Source organism: Streptomyces sp. WG5 (genome assembly GCF_049974565.1).
GTDB lineage: Bacteria > Actinomycetota > Actinomycetes > Streptomycetales > Streptomycetaceae > Streptomyces.
On record NZ_JBNGGC010000004.1, the window covers coordinates 187821 to 208574 of the forward strand.

Sequence of the window (20754 nt, forward strand, 5' to 3'; positions counted from 1 at the left end):
CACTGCCTGACGAACAGCCCGGACGACGCTAAACGGGGTGCCTTCAATCCTCAAACGCAACAGGCGTTTTGTAGCGCACGCCACAGGGCAGACGGTCAGTCAGCCCCCCAATTCGGACAAAAGGCGACCCTGGTGACACTGTGGTCACCAGGGCCGCCCCGCGCGCGGGCCGCTACTCGGCCGCCACGACGGTCACTTCACCGATGCCGAGGGCCTCGACGGGCTCCTTGATCTGCGCCGCGTCGCCGACGAGGACCGTCACCAGACGATCCACCGGGAAGGCGTTCACGACCGCCGCCGTGGCCTCCACGGTTCCCGTGGCGGCGAGTTGGCGGTAGAGCGTGGCCTGGTAGTCGTCCGGCAGGTGCTGTTCGACCTGGTCGGCCAGCGTGCTCGCCACGGCCGCAGCCGTCTCGTACTTCAACGGCGCCACACCGACCAGGTTCTGCACGGCGACGTCGCGCTCGGCGTCGGTGAGCCCGCCCTCCGCGACCTTCCGCAGCACCGTCCACAGGTCCTCCAGCGCGGGACCCGTGTTGGGGGTGTCGACGGAGCCGCTGATGGCCAGCAGGGCGGCGCCCGTGCCGTCGGGCGCGGAACGCAGGACCTGTGCGAACGACCGCACGCCGTAGGTGTAGCCCTTCTCCTCGCGCAGGACGCGGTCCAGGCGCGAGGTGAGGGTGCCGCCGAGGCAGTAGGCGCCGAGCACCTGGGCGGGCCACACGCGGTCGTGCCGGTCGGAGCCGGTGCGACCGATCAGCAGCTGCGTCTGGACGGCTCCGGGGCGGTCCACGATGACGACCCGGCCCCTGTCGTCGGCGGTCACCGGCGGCACGGGACGCGGCTCGGCGGCGGAGCCGGTCCACGCGCCCAGCGTGTCACCGAGCAGCGCGTCGAGGTCGACGCCGGTGAGGTCGCCGACGACCACCGCGGTGGCCGTGGCGGGCCGGACGTGCTTCTCGTAGAAGGCGCGTACGGCCGCGGAGTCGATGCGCGCGACCGTCTCCTCGGTGCCCTGACGCGGACGCGACATGCGCGTCCCGGCCGGGAACAGCTCCTTGTACAGCTCCTTGGCCGCGCGGCGTGCCGGGTTGGCCAGCTCGTGCGGGATCTCGTCGAGCCGGTTGCGGACCAGCCGCTCGACTTCGCTGTCCGCGAACGCGGGCGCCCTGAGGGCGTCGGCGACCAGGCCGAGCGCCTTGGCGAGACGCGAGACGGGTACTTCCAGGCTCAGCCGGACGCCGGGGTGGTCGGCGTGTGCGTCGAGGGTGGCGCCGCAGCGCTCCAGCTCGGCGGCGAACTCCTCGGCGGAGTGCTTGTCGGTGCCCTCGGAGAAGGCGCGCGCCATGATCGTGGCGAGGCCGTCGAGGCCGGCCGGTTCGGCGTCGAGGGGCGCGTCCAGATTGACCTCGACAGCGACGACCTGCTGGCCGGGGCGGTGGCAGCGCAGCACCGTCAGGCCGTTGTCGAGGCTGCCGCGCTCCGGGGCCGGGAACGCCCACGGCTTGGGCTCGCCGGCCTGCGGCTGGGGGTGGAATTCCATGGTGGCGAGCTCGGTCACTTGGCCGCCTCCTCGTTCTCGTCGGTGGCGTTCGTGTCGGCGTCGTTGTCGTCGGCGTCGGCGTCGGCGGGGGCGGTGGGCTCGTAGACGAGCACCGCGCGGTTGTCGGGACGCAGGCGGGCCTTGGCGACCTCCTGGACCTCCTCCGCCGTCACCTCGAGCACCCGCTGCACGGCGGTGAGGGCGAGCTGCGGGTCGCCGAACAGGACGGCGTACCGGCACAGTTCGTCGGCGCGGCCCGCGACCGTGCCCAGGCGGTCCAGCCACTCGCGCTCCAACTGGGCCTGGGCGCGCTCCATCTCCTCCGGCGTGGGCCCCTCCTCGGCGAACCGGGCGAGCTCCTCGTCGATGGCGGACTCGATGACCGGCACCTCGACGTCGCCGGACGTCTTCACGTCCAGCCACCCCAAGGAGGGTGCTCCGGCGAGCCGCAGCAGGCCGAACCCGGCGGCGACGGCCGTGCGGTCGCGGCGTACCAGCCGGTTGTACAGGCGGGACGACTCGCCTCCGCCCAGGACGGTGAGAGCCACGTCGGCCGCGTCGCACGCGCGCGTGCCGTCCTCCGGCAGGCGGTAGGCCGCCATCAGGGCGCGGGCCGGGACCTCCTCCTCGACGATCTCGCGCAGCTGCCCACCCATGACATCGGGCAGCGAGCCGTCCCGGGGGGCCTGCTTGCCGTCGTGCGAGGCGATGGAACCGAAGTACTTCTCGATCCAGGCGAGCGTCTGCTCGGGGTCGATGTCGCCGACGACCGACAGCACAGCGTTGTTCGGCGCGTAGTAGGTGCGGAAGAACGCGCGCGCGTCCTCCAGCGTCGCCGCGTCCAGGTCGGCCATCGAGCCGATCGGCGTGTGGTGGTAGGGGTGGCCCTCCGGGTAGGCGAGGGCGGTCAGCTTCTCGAAGGCCGTGCCGTAGGGCACGTTGTCGTAGCGCTGGCGGCGCTCGTTCTTGACGACGTCCCGCTGGTTCTCCATCGACTCGTCGTCCAGGGCGGCCAGCAGGGAGCCCATGCGGTCGGCCTCCAGCCACAGAGCGAGCTCCAGCTGGTGGGCGGGCATGGTCTCGAAGTAGTTGGTCCGCTCGAAGCTGGTGGTGCCGTTGAGCGAGCCGCCGGCGCCCTGCACCAGCTCGAAGTGGCCGTTGCCCTTGACCTGGGCGGAGCCCTGGAACATGAGGTGCTCGAAAAGGTGAGCCAGGCCGGTACGCCCCTTGACTTCGTGGCGAGAGCCGACGTCGTACCAGAGGCACACCGCCGCGACCGGGGTCAGGTGGTCCTCGGAGAGCACCACGCGCAGGCCGTTGGCCAGGCGGTGCTCGGTCGCTGTCAGGCCGCCGGAGCCTGCCTGGGCTGTGGCCGTGTGACCCATGGGCATGTACGTCCCTTCGATCGCGAAATCCTTGGTGGAATCACTTGGTGAATCACTTGGTGGATCATTGGGCGGAACTGCGGAATTCCGCCGATCCTTCCGATCCTGCCACTGTATGCAAGCGTGCGGGCCGCCCGTGGAGTTCCCGGACCTCCTACGCCGAGAGCGAGATCGGGGTCGGCCACCCGACGGGGGCGGGGGCTCGGCACGAGGGCGTACCCTGCGGGCAGCGCCGGGCCGGGCAGCCCGTGACGGGTCCTGGTCGGTCGCTGTCAGTGCCGCGGTCCACAATGGACCGCGTCAGATCACCGTTCACGCTTCAGCAAGGAGCCGGCAGCGATGGCCCGCCGTAGTACGAAGACCCCGCCGCCCGACGACTCGTACGAGGAGAAGATCCTCGACATCGACGTCGTCGACGAGATGCAGGGCTCCTTCCTCGAGTACGCGTACTCGGTCATCTACTCCCGTGCGCTGCCGGACGCCCGCGACGGCCTCAAGCCGGTGCACCGCCGCATCGTCTACCAGATGAACGAGATGGGCCTGCGGCCCGAGCGCGGCTACGTGAAGTGCGCCCGCGTCGTCGGCGAGGTCATGGGCAAGCTGCACCCGCACGGCGACGCGTCGATCTACGACGCCCTGGTGCGCATGGCCCAGCCGTTCTCGATGCGCGTCCCCCTGGTGGACGGCCACGGCAACTTCGGCTCGCTGGGCAACGACGACCCGCCGGCCGCCATGCGGTACACCGAGTGCCGGATGGCCGAGGCCACCAGCCTGATGACGGAGTCCATCGACGAGGACACCGTCGACTTCGGCCCGAACTACGACGGCCAGGAGCAGGAGCCGGTGGCACTGCCCGCCGCCTTCCCGAACCTGCTGGTCAACGGCGCCTCGGGCATCGCGGTCGGCATGGCCACGAACATGCCGCCGCACAATCTGCGCGAGGTCATCGCGGCCGCCCGGCACCTCATCCGGCACCCGAACGCCGACCTCGAAGCCCTGATGAAGCACGTCCCGGGCCCCGACCTGCCCACCGGCGGCCGGATCGTCGGTCTGCCCGGCATCCGGGACGCCTACGAGACGGGCCGCGGCACGTTCAAGATCCGGGCGACGGTCGCCGTGGACACGGTGACGGCCCGCCGCAAGGGCCTCGTCGTGACCGAGCTGCCCTTCGCGGTCGGTCCGGAGAAGGTGATCGCCAAGATCAAGGACCTGGTCGGCTCGAAGAAGCTCCAGGGCATCGCCGACGTCAAGGACCTCACCGACCGCGAGCACGGACTGCGCCTGGTCATCGAGATCAAGAACGGCTTCGTGCCGGAGGCGGTCCTGGAGCAGCTCTACAAGCTGACGCCGATGGAGGAGTCCTTCGGCATCAACAACGTCGCCCTGGTGGACGGCCAGCCCCTCACCCTGGGCCTCAAGGAACTGCTGGAGGTCTATCTCGACCACCGCTTCAACGTCGTACGGCGCCGCAGCGAGTACCGCCGCGCCAAGCGCCGCGACCGTCTGCACCTGGTCGAGGGCCTGCTCACCGCCCTGGTCGACATCGACGAGGTCATCCGCCTCATCCGCTCCAGTGAGAACTCCGCACAAGCAAAGCAGCGCCTGATGGAGCGCTTCTCGCTGAGCGACGTCCAGACCCAGTACATCCTGGACACGCCGCTGCGGCGGCTCACCAAGTTCGACCGCATCGAGCTGGAGTCCGAGCAGGACCGGCTGAACGCGGAGATCGAGGAGCTGACCCGGATCCTCGACTCCGACGCGGAGCTGCGCAAGCTGGTCTCCACCGAACTGGCCGCGGTCGCCAAGAAGTTCGGCACCGACCGCCGCACCACACTGCTGGAGTCGAGCGGCGCCCCGGTTGCCGCGGTGCCGCTCCAGGTGGCGGACGACCCGTGCCGGGTACTGCTGTCCTCGACGGGCCTGCTGGCCCGCACCGCGAACGACGAGCCGCTCGTCGCGGAGGCGGGGGCCAAGCGGGTCAAGCACGATCTGATCGTCTCGGCGGTGCCTGCCACGGCGCGCGGCGAGGTGGGCGTGGTGACGTCCGCCGGGCGTCTGCTGCGGGTGAACGTCGTGGACCTCCCCCAGCTCCCGGAGCCCCTGCCGACGCCGAACCTCTCGGGTGGCGCTCCGCTCGCGGAGTTCGTGACCCTGGAGGACGACGAGACGGTCATCTGCCTGACCACGCTGGACGAGTCCTCCCCCGGCCTGGCGCTCGGCACGGAACAGGGTGTCGTCAAGCGTGTGGTGCCCGACTACCCGTCTCACAAGGACGAGTTGGAGGTCATCAGCCTCAAGGAGGGCGACCGGATCGTCGGCGGCGCCGAGCTGCGCACCGGCGACGAGGACCTGGTCTTCATCACGGACGACGCGCAGCTGCTGCGCTACCAGGCCTCGCAGGTCCGCCCGCAGGGCCGTCCCGCGGGCGGCGTGGCGGGCGTCAAGCTCACCGACGGTGCCAGGGTCATCTCCTTCACGGCGGTGGACCCGGCCTCGGAGGCGGTGGTCTTCACCATCGCCGGTTCGCGCGGCACTCTGGACGACTCCGTCCAGACCACGGCGAAGCTCACCCCCTTCGACCAGTATCCGCGCAAGGGCCGCGCCACAGGGGGCGTGCGCTGCCAGCGGTTCCTGAAGGGCGAGGACTGCCTGGCCTTCGCCTGGGCGGGCGCCACCCCGGCGCTCGCCGCGCAGAAGAACGGCTCCCCGGCCCAGCTCCCGGCCATCGACCCGCGCCGCGACGGCTCGGGGGTGTCACTGCCGAAGACGGTGTCGGTGGTGGCGGGACCGGCTTAGGGCCCGCCCCAGGGAACGGGCGGCGGCTCCTCGCCGCCCGGCTCCGTGTCGTCGGGCTCCGTGTCGTCGGGCTCCGTGTCGTCGGGCTCCGTGTCGTCGGGCTCCGTGTCGTCGGGCTCCCTGTCGTCGGGCTCCATGTCACCCGGTTCCCCGTCGCCTGGATCCGGTACGTAGCGCAGGACGCCCCACATGCCGTGCTCGTCGGCGTGCTGGGCGTCGGGATCCGCCCGGCACGCGCCGAGTTCCTCGCCGAGGGCAGGCGCGTCGATGCCGGTGCCGATGAGGACGAGCTGGGTGCGGCGGGCGTCGGCAGGGGCCCAGGGCTCCGGGTAGAAGCGCAGGAAACGGCCCACGGCGTGGACGGCGTACCGGTTCCGCGTGTCGTACGGACCGAAGTCGACGTAGCCCTTGATCCGGTACAGGCCCTCCGGCCTGCTGTCCAGGAACCGCATGAGCCGGCGCGGGTCCAGCGGGAGATCGGAGACGAACGACAGGGTGTCGTAGGCGGCGTGCAGGTGCTCGGCGTGTGCGCCGCCCCTGGAGTGGTCGTACAGGTCGTCGAAGGACAGCTGCCCCACGCGTTCCTCGCTGGGCCTGCAGTCGTAGAGGAACTCGGGGTCGATGCGGCCGTAGGTCGCGGGCACGACGGCGGCGCGGTCGCTGAGCGACCGGACGAGCGCGAGCACCCGCTCGGCCTCCGGGGCCCGGTCGGTCTTGTTGACCACGACCAGGTCGGCGAGCGCCAAGTGCCGGTCGATCTCGGGGTGCTTGGCGCGCGTGTCCTCGAACTCGGCGGCGTCGACGACCTCGACGAGCCCGCCGTAGACGACCTCCGGCTGCTCACTCGCGAGAAGCATGCGGACGAGTTCCTGCGGCTCGGCGAGCCCGCTGGCCTCGATGACGATGACGTCGACACCGGCGTCGGGCCGGGCCAGGCGTTCCAGGTACCCGTCCAGTTCGCCGGCGTCGACGGCACAGCACAGACACCCGTTGCCGAGCGAAACGGTGGAGTCGCCGAGTGCTCCGGCGACGGCCATCGCGTCGATCTCGATCGAGCCGAAGTCATTCACGATGGCACCGATACGGCTGCCTCCACTGCGATGGAGGAGGTGGTTGAGAAGGGTGGTCTTTCCCGAGCCGAGGAACCCGGCGAGTACGACGACCGGGATCTGCTGCAGAGTCGAGCGCTGCCCCACCGTGCGACCTCTCTCTCACCTACGCGTGTGCCGGTCCGCGGCAGAACGTAGACCACCTACGGAATTGCCTGCTCAGGATACGAGCCGGCGCAGTACCCGCGGAGCGAACGATTGTCAGCAGCGCTTGCTGGGCGGACGTTTCGCATGGCGCCGGACGTGCGACCCTCGCCTTCCTCCGTGCGCCGCCTCTCCGCCTCCCCGCCGCTCCCCACCGCTCAGCGCCGCTCGGCACCTGGAGGCGGCAGCGTCAGCCATCGCTCGCCGGTCCCCGTCAGCCGACCCGCACTCGACGACCGGCGGGCGGTCGCCCCGTACCCCGTCACACCGTCCCGGCCGCACGCAACCGTCCACCGCGCCGGACCAGTCGTCCGTCGAGCCCCCGGCACCCCGTCCCGCTCGACGGCCCCACCGATGAGGCCTGGCGCGGAACGGCACCGGGCCGCACGGACCCTCAGCCGCCGCCGGTGCCGGACCGGCGGCCCTGCCCCGCACAGCGCACCGCCGTGGCCCAGCGGCGGGCTGGTAGGCGCACGCGCTGGAGGAGTACGGCGAGCGCCCCCGCGCACGCGTACCGGCGGGCCCCACGCGGGGCCGGCAGCCGCTGCCGGACGGTGCCGAAGCAGCGCTCAGGCGCGGCTGAGAAGCCGTCGCGACGCAAGTCAGGTTAGGCTCACCTCTGTGAGTACGTGCTCAGTCGTCTCCCGGAACCTCGACGAGCCCGTTTCGGGCACCGCACCCGTCGCGAGGACCTGGTTGCTGCTCGAACAGCCCGGCCCGTGGGGCGCCAAGGCGCTCACGTCGAGCCATCTGGATCCCGCGCTGGGGCGTGCCCTGGAGGCGGCGGTGAAGGGGACGGGCGTACGCATCGCGCTCATCCGCCGGCCCGGGCGCCACGCGGACGGCGGCACTCCGGCCGAGCGTCGGGTGTACGCGGCCCACACCGTGCCGGGAAACGTGTGGTTGCACGGCACCACACTCACGGACCCCCGCCGGCTGCTCGACCTCGATTTCGCCGCGCTCGGCAGGGGCGACCGCCGTACCTTCGAGTCGGTGCTCGAAGGCGGTCCCCACCTGGGCGATCCGCTCGCTCTCGTCTGTACCAACGGCAAGCGCGACCGGTGCTGCGCGCTCCTGGGCCGTCCGCTCGCGGCCGAGCTCGCCGCGTCCGGTGCCGAGAACGTGTGGGAGGTCACCCATCTGGGCGGTCACCGCTTCTCGCCGACGGTGCTCGTGCTGCCCCACGGGTACGCGTACGGCCGGGTCCAGGCCCACGCGGTCAAGGAGATCCTGCACAGTGCGCGGGAGGCGCGGGTCGTCGTCGAGGGCTGCCGCGGGAACTCCTCGTGGGAGCGCCCCGGGCAGGCGGCCGAGCTGGCCGTGCGCTCGGCCGTGGGCGAGGACGCGGCGCAGGTGCTGAGCGTCGTGCGGACGGACGGCGCCGCACCGCGCTGGGAGGTGACCGTGGCCCACGCCGACGGCCGGCACTGGCGGGTCGTCGTCGAGCAGGACACGTCGGTGCCGCCGCGTCCGGAGAGCTGCGGAACGTCGGTGCTGGGCTCGCCGGCGCGGATGGCGGTCACCGCGGTGCGCGAGGTGTCGGTGACGGCGGCGCTCGCCGGCTGAAGCCGGCCCGGGAACCCGGGGACCCGGGGAAGGGGACGGGTCCGACGGCGGCGAGAGGTCCCGGCCGGGCCTCCCTCGCCTCAGGCGCTCGGGAGATCCGTGCCACACCCCTCTACGGCATGTCAGAGCCTCCACGTACCGTCATGGGTATGAGTCCCACTCCCCCCGTTCGCCGCCTGCGCCTCGGCCTGCCGCGGCGGGTGTTCTCGCAGGTGCTGCTGATGCAGCTGGCGATCGCCGCGGGAGTCGTCGTGCTCGCGACCGGGCTCTTCCTGGCGCCGCTCAGCGACCAGCTGGACGACCAGGCGATGCGCCGGGCGCTCGCGATCGCCCAGACCACAGCGCAGCAACCACAGGTGGTACGGGACCTGCGCACCACCCGGCCCGCGCCCGACGGGCCGGTGCAACAGGAGACGGAGCGGATCCGGAGGGCCACGGCGGCGGAGTACGTCGTCGTGATGGACCGGCAGGGCGTGCGCTGGTCGCACACCGACCCGGAGCGGATCGGCGAGGTCGTCTCGACCGACCCCGGGCATGCCCTGGCCGGCCGTGAGGTCATGGAGATCGACGACGGCACCCTGGGCCGCTCCGCGCGCGGCAAGGTGCCCCTGCGCGACAGCGACGGCGCCGTCGTCGGCGCCGTCTCGGTGGGCATCGCGTACGACAGCGTCCGGGCCCGGCTGATCCACGCCATCCCCGGCCTGTTCGCGTACGCCGGTGGCGCCCTGGCCGTCGGGGCGCTGGCCGCCTGGCTCATCTCCCGCCGGGTCCAGCGGCAGACCCGGGACCTGGCCTTCTCGGACATCGCGGGGCTGCTCGCGGAGCGCGAGGCCATGCTGCACGGCATCCGGGAGGGCGTCGTCGCCCTGGACCGCGGCGGCAGGGTACGCCTGCTGAACGACGAGGCCCAGCGGCTGCTGGGCATCGGTGGCGAGGCCGTCGGCCGCTCCCCCGACGAGGCGCTCGGCGCGGGCCGCACGGCCGACGTCCTGGCCGGCCGGGTGACCGGGACCGACCTGCTGACCGTGCGCGGCCAGCGGGTCCTGGTCGCCAACCGGATGCCCACCGACGACGGCGGTGCCGTCGCCACACTGCGCGACCGCACCGAGCTGGAGCAGCTCGGCCGGGAGCTGGACTCGACGCGCGGCCTGATCGACGCCCTGCGTGCACAGGACCACGAGCACGCCAACCGCATGCACACCCTGCTGGGGCTGCTCGAACTGGAGATGTACGACGACGCCGTGGAGTTCGTCGGCGAGGTGGTCGGCGACCACCGGGTCACCGCTGAGCAGATCACCGAGCGGATCCGGGATCCGCTTCTCGCCGCCCTGCTGGTCGGCAAGGCGACCGTCGCGGCCGAACGCGGAGTCGCCCTGTGGGTGTCGGACCGGACGCGACTGCCGGACCTCCTGGTCGACCCCAGGGGGCTCGTGACGATCGTCGGCAATCTGGTCGACAACGCGCTCGACGCCGTCGCGGGGACGCCGCACGCGCGCGTGGAGGTCGAGGTGCGTGCGCGGGGCCGTGCGGCCACGCTCAGGGTGCGTGACACCGGGCCCGGGATACCGGCGGAACGCCGCGAGCTGGTGTTCGCGGCGGGATGGTCCACCAAGGAACCGCCGGCCCACCGCCAGCGCGGCATCGGGCTGTCTCTGGTACGCAGGCTGGCCGAGCGGCAGGGCGGCAGCGCCACCGTCGGTGAGGCGCACGGCGGGGGCGCGGAGTTCGTCGTCGTCCTGCCCGAGGCACTGGCCGAGGCAGACCTGGAACACGCCTTCACCGCCCCCGTGAACACCGTTGCTGCTGCCGAGGAGGAGTCCCGATGATCGAGGTCCTGGTCGTGGACGACGACACGCGGGTCGCGCGGGTCAACGCCGCCTACGTCGGGAAGGTTCCGGGCTTCCACGTCGCCGGCGAGGCGCACAGCGCGCTGGAGGCGCTGCGCAGCGTGGAGACGCTGCCGCGCCTGGACCTGATCCTGCTGGACCACTACCTGCCCGACCGGACCGGTCTGGAGGTCGTCCAGGAGATGCGGCGACGTGGCCATCAGACCGACGTGATCATGGTGACGGCGGCACGGGACGTGTCGACCGTCCAGGCGGCGATGCGCCAGGGGGCCCTGCAGTACCTGGTCAAACCGTTCGCCTTCGCCGGGCTGCGCGCCAAGCTGGAGGCGTACGCGGAGCTGCGGCGCACCCTCGACGGCGGTGGTGAGGCGGAGCAGGCCGAGGTCGACCGCATCTTCGGCGCCCTGTCGGCACCGTCGGAGCCGGGGCTGCCCAAGGGGCACTCCCCCACCACCGCCGAGCTCGTGCGCCAGTGCCTGTTGAAGGCCGACGGTGCTCTCTCCGCCCAGGAGATCGCCGAACGGACCGGGGTGAGCCGCCAGACCGCACAGCGCTATCTGAAACTGCTGGAGCGCACGGGACGGGCCCGGCTGACCCTCAAGTACGGCGACGCGGGCCGCCCGGAGCACCGTTACGAGTGGGCGACCCGCGCCTGAGGAGTCCGGGCGCCAAGGACAGGTCCGGGGCGTCGCGGTGGCCGACCGCTCCTTCGGGACCATTCCCGGAACCTCGGGGGCGACCGTTGCTCGACTGCGTGCCCGAGGCCGGACACAACGGGAGGATGCCTGACTCCCCTCTCCCCAGGCGTCGCCCCCTCAGGTGACTGCCCCCCCCCATGGCCGCGGGAGTGGGTTCCGGGTGGATCGCGGGGAGTCAGGGGCCAGGGGTCAAGGGCCCGCTCTCTGACTCCCCACGGTGCGAGCGCCGTCCGCAGGTGGCGGAGCCGCTCGTGCGACCAGCCGGGCGGCCTTCGGGCAGTGGCCTTCCCGTGCGGTCGCCGGACCCGGACACCGTGCCGGACCCGGACACCGTGCCGGACCCGGACACCGTGCCGGGCCCGGCGACTCAGTCGCCGGGCCCGGCACCACGGTCACGCGCGGTTACGCGTCGATGCGCGAACGGTCCAGGGTCGCCGCCGAGCTGGAGATGAACTCCTTGCGGGGCGCGACGTCGTTCCCCATCAGCAGGTCGAAGACCTGCTCGGCGGAGTCCAGGTCGGTGAGGTTGATCCGGCGCAGGGTGCGGCGCCGCGGGTCCATGGTCGTCTCCGCCAGCTGGTCGGCGTCCATCTCGCCCAGGCCCTTGTACCGCTGGATCGAGTCCTTGTACCGGATGTTCTTGCTCTGGAACTCCATGAGTTTGTCCCGCAGCTCCCGGTCCGAGTACGTGTAGACGTACTTGTCCTGGCCCTTCTTCGGCTGGACGAGCTCGATGCGGTGCAGCGGCGGCACCGCGGCGAAGACCCGGCCGGCCTCCACCATGGGCCGCATGTAGCGGTGGAACAGGGTCAGGAGCAGCGTACGGATGTGGGAGCCGTCCACATCGGCGTCGGTCATCATGATGATCTTGCCGTAGCGGGCCGCGTCGATGTCGAAGGTACGGCCCGAACCGGCTCCTATGACCTGGATGATCGCGCCGCACTCGGCGTTCTTCAGCATGTCGGTCACGGACGACTTCTGAACGTTGAGGATCTTGCCGCGGATCGGCAGCAGCGCCTGGAACTCGGAGTTCCGGGCGAGCTTCGCGGTACCCAGCGCGGAATCGCCCTCGACGATGAACAGCTCGCTGCGGTCGACGTCGTCGCTGCGGCAGTCGGCGAGCTTGGCGGGCAGCGAGGAGGACTCCAGGGCCGTCTTGCGGCGCTGGGCGTCCTTGTGCTGACGGGCGGCGATGCGGGTACGGGCCGCGGCGACGGCCTTCTCCATGACCACCCGGGCCTGCTGGGCCGCGTCACGCTTCGTGGAGGTCAGGAACGCCTTGAGTTCCTTGGTGATGACGTTGTTCACGATGCGGCGGGCCGCCGAGGTGCCGAGGACCTCCTTGGTCTGGCCCTCGAACTGCGGCTCGGCGAGGCGAACCGTCACGACCGCCGTCAGACCCTCCAGGGCGTCGTCCTTGACGATGTCGTCCTCGGCGACGCGCAGCATCTTCTTGGTCCGCAGCACCTCGTTCATCGTCTTCGCCACCGCTTGTTCGAAGCCCGCGACGTGGGTGCCGCCCTTGGGCGTGGCGATGATGTTGACGAACGACCTGAGGGTGGTGTCGTATCCGGTGCCCCAGCGCATCGCGACGTCGACGCCGAGTTCGCGGGTGACCTCGGTGGGCGTCATCTGGCCGTGCTCGTCCAGGACGGGGACGGTCTCCTTGAAGCTGCCCTGCCCGCTGAAGCGCAGCACGTCACAGACAGGCCTGTCACTGGCCAGGAACTCGCAGAACTCGCTGATGCCGCCGTCGAAACGGAAGGACTCCTCGCCCTTGCTGCCGCCGTCACCGAGACCGTACTCGTCCCGGACGACGATGGTCAGTCCGGGCACCAGGAACGCGGTCTGACGGGCCCGCTGGTGCAGGTTCTCCAGGGAGAGCTTGGCGTCCTTGAGGAAGATCTGCCGGTCGGCCCAGTACCGCACGCGCGTGCCGGTGCGGCTCTTGGGGATCTTCCTGGCCTTGCGCAGTCCGCTCGCGGCCTCGAACTTCGCGTCCGGACCCGCGCCCGTGAACGCGCCCGGAACGCCACGCCGGAAGCTGATGGCGTTGGTGTGCCCGTTGCGGTCCACCTCGATGTCCAGCCGGGCGGACAGGGCGTTCACCACGGATGCGCCGACGCCGTGCAGACCGCCGGAGGCAGCGTACGAGCCGCCTCCGAACTTGCCGCCGGCGTGCAGCTTGGTCATGACGACCTCGACACCGGACAGGCCGGTCTTCGGCTCGACGTCGACCGGGATGCCCCGGCCGTTGTCCCTGACCTCCACCGACGCGTCGTCGTGGAGGATCACCTCGATGTGGTCGCAGTAACCACCGAGGGCTTCGTCGACGGAGTTGTCGATGATCTCCCACAGGCAGTGCATCAGGCCACGGCTGTCGGTCGATCCGATGTACATGCCCGGACGCTTCCGCACGGCCTCGAGCCCCTCGAGGACGAGCAGGTGCCGCGCGGTGTAGTTGGATCCGTCCCGGTCTGCTCCTGCCAGCAGCGCAGTGGACGGCACGGATGTCTCGGCGGTCACGCGGTTCGCTCCTCGCTGAATTTCAGATGGGGCCCCGCTGGGTAAGGGCGCGGCTCAGTTCACCGGTCAGAGGGTACCGAGGCCTGGTAGAGCCGTTGTAACGCCACCCTCGTCGAGGTTCACCCTAGTCCAGCGTCGCATGCCTGTTCGATCCCTCGATGGGGTGAAGTACACATCACGTTCCCTTCGAGGCATGAACCATTTAGGCTCCGGGCACGTCCTCATGAACAAACCGGCAACCCAGCCGGCGGGACTGACACTGACCGACTGCGCGAACCCGTACGACACAGAGACACGCAATACGGCACATTCGCCGCCAACCGGCAACAGCCTGCCCCTCGGAAATTTTTTTCGAGGAAAAGCCACGAGCGGGAACGTTTTGGGGCTGGTTGGATGTTGACCCTGGTACGACAGCTCGTCGAGCTAGAGAAGAGGCGACGTGACTACTGTTCTGACTTCCGCAAGCCCGCTGACGGCCGCTGATCGCTGCGACCGCTGCGGCGCCCAGGCGTACCTGCGCGTCGTCTTGCTGAGCGGCGGAGAACTGCTCTTCTGCGCTCACCACGGGCGCAAGTTCGAGCCGGAACTCAAGAAGATCGCCGCTGAGATACAGGACGAGACGGAGCGGCTGACGGCCGCTCCGGAATCTTCCGCCGAGGAAGAGCGCTGACGCTTCGCGCCCGACGACGAGCCAGCCCGGCCCAGGCCGATGAACGGGCGGCCGCCTCCGCAACCAGGAGGCGGCCGCCCGTCCTCGTACCCTGAAGGCCCTCAGCGGCCGTCAGGCGCCCTCACGTCACCGCGCGGCGGCCGTCTCCCATCCCAGCGTCCGCAGAACCGCGGAGACGCGCGTGTACACCCCGGGACTGCCCGGGCGCCCGCAGCCGCTCCCCCAGGACACGAGGCCGATGAGTCTCCCCTGTGCGACCAGCGGCCCCCCGCTGTCGCCCTGGCAGGCGTCGCGGCCACCGGCATCCTCGCCGGCGCAGAGCATCGTGCCGGCGTGGTACCGCCCGTCGTCGCTTCCCGGATACGCCCGCTCACAGCGTGCGTCGGGAAGCACCCGCACGCGTGCCGCCCGAAGGCCGTTCGCGTAGTCCCCGGTACCCGAGGCGTCCCCCCACCCGTAGACGAGCGCACCCGTCCCGGATCCGTACGCGGGGTCGCCCGCGGCCGCCATCCCTATGACCGAGCCGGCGGGAAGGGCCTCGGAGAGGGTGAGCACCGCGAAATCACCGGCGTTGGTGACGTCGTCGTGCGCCGGGTTCACCCAGACGTCGCGGACCGGAACCTCCCGGCCCTGGTCCGAGAGCAGGTCCGTACGACCGGCGATGACCCTCAGATCGCGCACCTGCTCGGGCGGCGACCCGAGAACCTCCTCACCCAGGCAGTGGGCCGCGGTGAGCACGGTGGTACGGCCGACGGCCACTCCTCCGCAGAACTGTCCCGCCCGGGTACCTCCGAACCGGTCACGGCTGGACAGGGCGACGGTCCACGGACTGTCGGACGCTTCGACCGGAAAGCCTCCGACGACGATGCTGTCGGCGGACGCGGGGGCGGCGGACACCAGCGGTATCGCGGTCGCCGCAGCCGCCAGGACCAGCGGCCGGACCAGCGCCCGGGCAAAGAGGCGACGCATGCAGGCTCCTCACTCCGAGATTGTGATGGAACACCCAGAGTGATCCAGCCCGCCGTGCCGCGCACCCGCTGCCCAGCACGAAGGCCCGGTTCCCCACCTGGCGGAACCGGGCCCTGCCGCTCGTACGACCGCGACCTAGTCGAGGTAGTCGCGCAGCACCTGCGAGCGCGACGGGTGACGCAGCTTCGACATCGTCTTCGACTCGATCTGACGGATGCGCTCCCGCGTGACCCCGTACACCTTGCCGATCTCGTCGAGGGTCTTCGGCTGACCGTCGGTGAGACCGAAGCGCATGGAGACGACGCCCGCCTCGCGCTCGGACAGGGTGTCGAGGACGGAGTGCAGCTGCTCCTGCAGGAGCGTGAAGCTGACCGCGTCGGCCGGGACGACCGCTTCGGAGTCCTCGATGAGGTCACCGAACTCGCTGTCGCCGTCCTCGCCCAGCGGGGTGTGCAGCGAGATGGGCTCGCGGCCGTACTTCTGGACCTCGATGACCTTCTCCGGGGTCATGTCGAGTTCCTTGGCCAGCTCCTCCGGGGTGGGCTCGCGGCCCAGGTCCTGGAGCATCTGGCGCTGCACGCGCGCGAGCTTGTTGATGACCTCGACCATGTGCACCGGGATACGGATGGTGCGGGCCTGGTCGGCCATCGCGCGGGTGATCGCCTGACGGATCCACCAGGTGGCGTACGTGGAGAACTTGTAGCCCTTGGTGTAGTCGAACTTCTCCACCGCGCGGATCAGACCGAGGTTGCCCTCCTGGATGAGGTCCAGGAAGAGCATGCCGCGGCCGGTGTAGCGCTTGGCCAGGGAGACCACCAGGCGGAGGTTGGCCTCCAGGAGGTGGTTCTTGGCGCGGCGGCCGTCCTCGGCGATGATCTCCAGCTCGCGCTTGAGCTTGGGGGCGAGCTTGTCGGAGTTGGCGAGCTTGTCCTCGGCGAACAGACCCGCCTCGATGCGCTTGGCGAGCTCGACCTCCTGCTCGGCGTTGAGCAGGGGCACCTTGCCGATCTGCTTGAGGTAGTCCTTGACCGGGTCGGCGGTGGCGCCGGCCGCGGCGACCTGCTGGGCCGGGGCGTCGTCCTCGTCGTCGTCGGACAGCACGAAGCCCGCGTTCTCGGTGCCCTCGGGCTCCTCCGCCGCGGCCTTCGGCTCCTCGATCGCCTCGTCCTCGAGAAGCTCGCCGTCTTCCTTCTTGGCGGTCGTCTTCTTCGCAGCCGTCTTCTTGGCGGTCGTCTTCTTCACCGCCGCCTTCTTGGCGGTCGTCTTCTTGGCCGCCGCCTTCTTGGCGGGTACCTCGTCCTCGACGGCGGGGTCGGTGGCGGGCGCCGCCGGGGTGGCGGGGGCGGTGGCCTTCCTGCTGGTCACCGTCTTCGCCGTGACCGTCTTGGTGGCGGTGCGCTTGGCGGGACTCTTCGCTGCGACGCTCTTACGGGTGCGCTTGGGCTCTGCGGCACTGACCATCAGCGTCACACCCTCTTCCTCGAGGATCTGATTGAGGCTGCGCAGTACGTTCTTCCACTGAGTGGCCGGGATCTGGTCAGCTTCGAAGGCCCGACGCACGTCGTCGCCGGCGATCTGCCCCTCAGCCTTTCCCCGCTCAATGAGCGCCATGACAGAGACGGACTCGGCGATCTCCGGCGGGAGCGTACGGGATGTGCTGGCCGACACGAACAACCTCTCGGAACGTTGGAAAACGGCTTCCGGCCCCGTCCATGGCGGACAGGAGCCGACCGTCGGCTTAGGAGTGAGTCGACGGCGCGGGCGAGCCGGGGAGATGCACAGCGCCGTGAACGGCGTCCGTATTCCCTCCGCGGCTGTCACCTCTTAGGTCATCGCGTTGTTCCCACGAGCGTTACGCCCAATCCGCGTGGCCCGAGTCACACCCCGTAAGCGTTCAAAACAGGTCAGATACGGCCGAACAAGGTCACCGACGAGCCCAACTCCGTCACGCCGAGAGGCCCAGGCCACATCGCACCTTCGGACCCCGCGGAACCACGAGGGGTTCCGCGGGGCCCGCGGTGGCGGCGAACCGGCCGGCCACAGCCATAGGAGGGGTCTGGCGTGCCCGGCCCGCGCCGTTGCGGCGGAACGCGGTCAGTGCTCGCGCGGGGCGGGCACCACGCGTTCCACCTCGGGGTGAACGGTCAGAAGTTGCCGCATGGCCGCCTCGGCCGCCGCGCCGTCCCCCGCGGCGAGGGCGTCGACGATCCTGCCGTGCTGCGTCAGCGAGACGTCGGTGGGCCGGTCACAGCCCGTGACCGGCCCACCGGAGACGTGCAGGGCGGCGGAGACGATCCCGGAGAGGTGGTCCAGCATCCGGTTGCCCGCGATCTGGATGAGCAGCGTGTGGAACTCGGCGTCGGCACGCGAGAAGGTGAGCGCGTCACCCTGTCCGAGGGCGTGCCCCATGATCCCGACCATGTCCGACAGGCGCTGCTGGACGTCCTCGCGCCCGTGCCCGGCGGCGAGGCGGGCGGCGAGCGGCTCGATCGTCCAGCGCAGCTCATTGAGCTCGCGGCGCTGGTCGTCGCGCTGTGGCCCGAAGGCGCGCCATTCGATGATGTCCGGGTCGAGGAGATTCCAGTCACTGACGGGGCGCACGCGCGTGCCGACGTTCGGGCGGGCGCTGACCAGGCCCTTGGCCTCCAGGACGCGGAGGGACTCACGGACGACGGTTCGGGACACCTCGAAGCGCTGGCCGATCTCCTCGGGCACCAGCGGGCGGTCGGCGCCCAGGTCACCCGAAACGATCATCTGGCCCAGCTGCTGGACGAGTTGCCCGTGCAGTCCACGGCCACGGCTGCCCGCGGTGCGCCGGCCCACGCGGCCCAGCTCGGGCTCCACCCCTTCCCAGGCGGGTACTCCGACGCGGTCGACGGGGGGCGCCTCGGCGTAGGGGTAGCGGTCGAGTTCGCCCGGGTTCGCGAGGCCGGAGTCGGCGGAGCGGGCGGCGGTCATCATGGTGTGCGCAAGGGTACTCACGCATCCTTTGTCGGCGCCGTTCTCAACTCCCTTGAGGTCTTTGGTGAAAAGCACACGAAAGGGTGATCGCTCACCCCGTCGCAATTGACGCCTTATCGGAAAGAAATGGGCTTTCCCCGGGGAGTTGCGCGCACGGTCGGACCGGAAGGGCACGGCCGACGTCATCGGACCCTGCTGCGCAGGGTCACGAGCAGGTAGGCGCAGAGCAGAGTGGTCAGCGACAACGTCAGGGCGCTGCCCACGGGTTGGACGATCATGCTCAGCACATCGGCCAGATATCGCTCACCGCCGAACGGCCACTGCGTCAGGAGGGCCTCGCGCACCCGCATCGGGAGACCGGCGGCGGTCCGCACGGACGGGCCGTCCCAGACCTTTTGTACGAGCGGTACGACGAGCACGGGAACGGCGACCACCGCGGCGAGCCCGGCCGTGGTGGACCGGAAGACGCCCGCGGCGAGCACACCGGACCAGGCGCATCCGACGACCAGCCCGAGCCAACCGGCGCTGAGTGCGGGCCAGTCGGCGGGAACCCGGGCGAGCTCCTGTCCGTAGAACAGACGGAGCACTTCGGCGTCGCAGCCCACCGCCAGGACGGCCAGCACCACCGCGGTGGCCGCGGAGACGACGAGTTTGGCGGTCAGCAGCCCCATCCGGCGGGGCACGGTGCCGCGGTCCGCCGCCAGGGCGGGGTGGCGGAACTCGTCGCCGAAGGCGAGCGCGCCGAGCAGCCCCGCGCCGAGCGCCGCGGGCGGCAGCGGCAGCTCCCGCGGCCACGCGGCCAGAAGCCGCGGCTGCGGGGTGTGGCCCACGCGTGCCAGGACCACAGCGAGGACAGCGGATACGACGAGGACGACGGCGCCGGTGACGAATCCGGTGCTGATGCCGACCGCACGGCGGAGTTCATAGCGCAGTGGGCGGAGGGGACTGGGGGCGGAGCGGACGGAGACGGGGGGCGGAAGCGGGGACACCGCCTTCCGGGCGCCGCTCGTGACGGCGGCGACGGCGGTGGCCGCATCGGCGCCTCCGCCCGTGGAGGGGAACGCCTGTCCGGCCCGGCCGAGGGGCTGAAGGCCGGTCATCGTCGGCGCATCACCGTCGAGCTGCCGGGGGTTCGTGGCCACAGGCCGGGTTCCGGGGGAGGAGTGAGGGGTGTCAGCGGCAGGGGACGGCTCCGCCCCGGACGGTGCGGCCGGTCCGGCCGTACCGTCCGACGGCCGAGAGGCGTCAGCGAGCGAGTCCTCCTCCCCGGGGACACGCGGGGCCGTGCCCGCCGGCCGCTGGGGGGAGTCGGTCGCAGTGGCCGGGCGTGGGGCACCGGGCTCCGGGCCGCCGTCGCCGGCGGGAGGCCGGTGCGGGCCGACCGTGCCGGGAACGGTGGCGGACGGGTGCCCTGGGCCGCTAGGGACCGGGTGGGGCACGGTGGCGGACGGGTGGCGTGGGCGGGTGACGGCCGGGCGAGGGGCGGCCTGGTCTCCGGCTTCCGGTGCCCTGCCGAGCTCGGCACCCGACTGCCGGTCGGCAGGCGTCGCGCCCGCACCCGGACCCATGTCGCCGACTTCGTCGGCGAGTTGGTGCACCAGGATGCCGTGACGGAACACGGTCTCGCCGACGTCGGCGCACGTACTGCCGTACACCGCGAGGCGGTTGCCACCCTCACGTACGACCTCGACGGAACGGCGGGCCGTACGCGCCTCTTTGACCAGAAGGGCAGCGAGCCGGGCGGCGTGCGGGCTGCGGACGGCGACGCGGGGGCGCAGGCGGGTACGGGAGAAGTCCGCCGCCTCCTGGTCGGCGACGACTCTGCCCCGTTCCAGCGTGACGACGTGGTCGGCGGTACGCGCCGCCTCCTTGGGGTCGGCCGTACTGAACAGGACGGTGCCGCCCTGACCGGCGTGGGCACGCAGCGCGCCGTGGAGCCAGCGGGCCTCGCGCGCACAGAGCGCGCCGGCGGGGTCGTCGAGTACCAGGGTGTGCGGGTCCGGGATCAGCGCGCAGGCCATTCCGAGGCGTCGGTCCATGCCGCGGGAGAGCGTGCCGAGGCGTTCGTCCCGCAGGCTCACGAGGCCGACCGACTCCAGGACTTCGTCGGCCCGCCGGACGGGAACACCGGCGGCCGCGCACAGCATGCGGAGATGGCCGCGAACCGTGCGGGCCGGGTGCCCCGGCACATCTCCCAGCAGCACGCCGACCTCACGCGAGGGATGGGCGATGCGGTGCAGGGGACGGCCTCGGAAGTAGGTGAGACCACGGCCGTGCTCCAGTTCGAGCATGAGCCTGAGTGCCGTCGTCTTGCCGGCGCCCGATGCGCCGAGCAACGCGGTGACGTGGCCCGCGCGTGCCTCGAACGAGACGTCGTCGACGGCAGGGGGAAGCTCCTTGCGGGGGTTGCTGGTAAGTCCGAAGGCCTGGATCACCTGTAGCAAGATAGCGTGTCATATCCGGTTTTTCGGACATCGCACGGCGGGCCGGGCCCAGGGTGACAGGTCTCTTCGATTCTTTGTTCGCTCTTCGCTCCGAGG

Annotated in this window: 13 protein-coding genes; 5 read left to right on the forward strand and 8 right to left on the reverse strand. The window is 71.2% G+C overall.

Annotation, left to right across the window (positions count from 1 at the left end; genetic code table 11):
- Window positions 1–172: 172 nt before the first annotated feature.
- Window positions 173–1561 (reverse strand): M16 family metallopeptidase, encoded by a 1389-nt coding sequence (locus ACP4IX_RS06075; protein WP_426521833.1) that lies wholly within the window; start codon window positions 1559–1561, stop codon window positions 173–175.
- On the reverse strand, window positions 1558–2934 hold the full coding sequence (locus ACP4IX_RS06080; protein WP_426554934.1) for a M16 family metallopeptidase: 1377 nt from the start codon (window positions 2932–2934) through the stop codon (window positions 1558–1560). The genes ACP4IX_RS06075 and ACP4IX_RS06080 overlap by 4 nt, the downstream gene beginning before the upstream one ends.
- Window positions 2935–3267: 333 nt before the next feature.
- On the opposite strand from ACP4IX_RS06080, the gene ACP4IX_RS06085 reads away from it, so the two are divergent.
- Window positions 3268–5724, forward strand: coding sequence for a DNA gyrase/topoisomerase IV subunit A (locus tag ACP4IX_RS06085; protein ID WP_426521831.1), 2457 nt, complete (start codon window positions 3268–3270; stop codon window positions 5722–5724).
- Here ACP4IX_RS06085 and ACP4IX_RS06090 read toward each other — a convergent pair.
- Window positions 5721–6920 (reverse strand): CobW family GTP-binding protein, encoded by a 1200-nt coding sequence (locus ACP4IX_RS06090; RefSeq protein ID WP_426554935.1) that lies wholly within the window; start codon window positions 6918–6920, stop codon window positions 5721–5723. The genes ACP4IX_RS06085 and ACP4IX_RS06090 overlap by 4 nt on opposite strands.
- 678 nt (window positions 6921–7598) lie before the next feature.
- Here ACP4IX_RS06090 and ACP4IX_RS06095 point away from each other — a divergent pair.
- The 3 genes from ACP4IX_RS06095 (at window position 7599) to ACP4IX_RS06105 (ending at window position 11046) form a co-directional block, all read left to right on the forward strand.
- Window positions 7599–8543, forward strand: coding sequence for a sucrase ferredoxin (locus ACP4IX_RS06095; protein ID WP_426554936.1), 945 nt, complete (start codon window positions 7599–7601; stop codon window positions 8541–8543).
- Window positions 8544–8692: 149 nt separating this feature from the next.
- Window positions 8693–10369: an ATP-binding protein gene (locus ACP4IX_RS06100; protein WP_426521828.1), complete on the forward strand. Its 1677-nt coding sequence runs from the start codon at window positions 8693–8695 to the stop codon at window positions 10367–10369.
- Window positions 10366–11046: a response regulator gene (locus ACP4IX_RS06105; RefSeq protein WP_426521827.1), complete on the forward strand. Its 681-nt coding sequence runs from the start codon at window positions 10366–10368 to the stop codon at window positions 11044–11046. Before ACP4IX_RS06100 ends, ACP4IX_RS06105 begins: the two co-directional genes overlap by 4 nt.
- Before the next feature lie 444 nt (window positions 11047–11490).
- Here the strand turns inward: ACP4IX_RS06105 and ACP4IX_RS06110 are convergent, their stop codons facing one another.
- A complete protein-coding gene (locus ACP4IX_RS06110; RefSeq protein ID WP_426521826.1) occupies window positions 11491–13614 on the reverse strand; it encodes a DNA gyrase/topoisomerase IV subunit B in 2124 nt (707 codons plus the stop codon).
- A gap of 439 nt (window positions 13615–14053) precedes the next feature.
- On the opposite strand from ACP4IX_RS06110, the gene ACP4IX_RS06115 reads away from it, so the two are divergent.
- Window positions 14054–14284, forward strand: coding sequence for a DUF7455 domain-containing protein (locus tag ACP4IX_RS06115; RefSeq protein ID WP_426521825.1), 231 nt, complete (start codon window positions 14054–14056; stop codon window positions 14282–14284).
- Window positions 14285–14410: 126 nt separating this feature from the next.
- Here the strand turns inward: ACP4IX_RS06115 and ACP4IX_RS06120 are convergent, their stop codons facing one another.
- The 4 genes from ACP4IX_RS06120 to ACP4IX_RS06135 all read right to left on the reverse strand — a co-directional run bounded on the left by ACP4IX_RS06120 (window position 14411) and on the right by ACP4IX_RS06135 (window position 20649).
- On the reverse strand, window positions 14411–15253 hold the full coding sequence (locus tag ACP4IX_RS06120; RefSeq protein WP_426521824.1) for a S1 family peptidase: 843 nt from the start codon (window positions 15251–15253) through the stop codon (window positions 14411–14413).
- Window positions 15254–15388: 135 nt separating this feature from the next.
- Window positions 15389–16921, reverse strand: a complete 1533-nt coding sequence (locus tag ACP4IX_RS06125; RefSeq protein WP_426554937.1) for an RNA polymerase sigma factor — start codon at window positions 16919–16921, stop codon at window positions 15389–15391.
- Window positions 16922–17347: 426 nt separating this feature from the next.
- Entirely contained in the window at window positions 17348–18235 is an 888-nt protein-coding gene (whiH, locus tag ACP4IX_RS06130; protein ID WP_426521822.1) for a sporulation transcriptional regulator WhiH, read from the reverse strand.
- A 161-nt stretch (window positions 18236–18396) separates the two neighbouring features.
- The gene (locus ACP4IX_RS06135) at window positions 18397–20649 is read right to left on the reverse strand and encodes an ATP-binding cassette domain-containing protein (protein ID WP_426521821.1); all 2253 of its coding nucleotides are present in this window, start codon (window positions 20647–20649) and stop codon (window positions 18397–18399) included.
- Window positions 20650–20754: the final 105 nt, after the last annotated feature.

Coding starts and splice junctions, on each gene's coding strand:
- ACP4IX_RS06085 (WP_426521831.1), top strand. CDS start 3,268: ATGGCCCGCCGTAGTACGAAGACCCCGCCGCCCGACGACTCGTACGAG.
- ACP4IX_RS06105 (WP_426521827.1), top strand. CDS start 10,366: ATGATCGAGGTCCTGGTCGTGGACGACGACACGCGGGTCGCGCGGGTC.
- ACP4IX_RS06080 (WP_426554934.1), bottom strand. CDS start 2,934: ATGCCCATGGGTCACACGGCCACAGCCCAGGCAGGCTCCGGCGGCCTG.
- ACP4IX_RS06120 (WP_426521824.1), bottom strand. CDS start 15,253: ATGCGTCGCCTCTTTGCCCGGGCGCTGGTCCGGCCGCTGGTCCTGGCG.
- ACP4IX_RS06100 (WP_426521828.1), top strand. CDS start 8,693: ATGAGTCCCACTCCCCCCGTTCGCCGCCTGCGCCTCGGCCTGCCGCGG.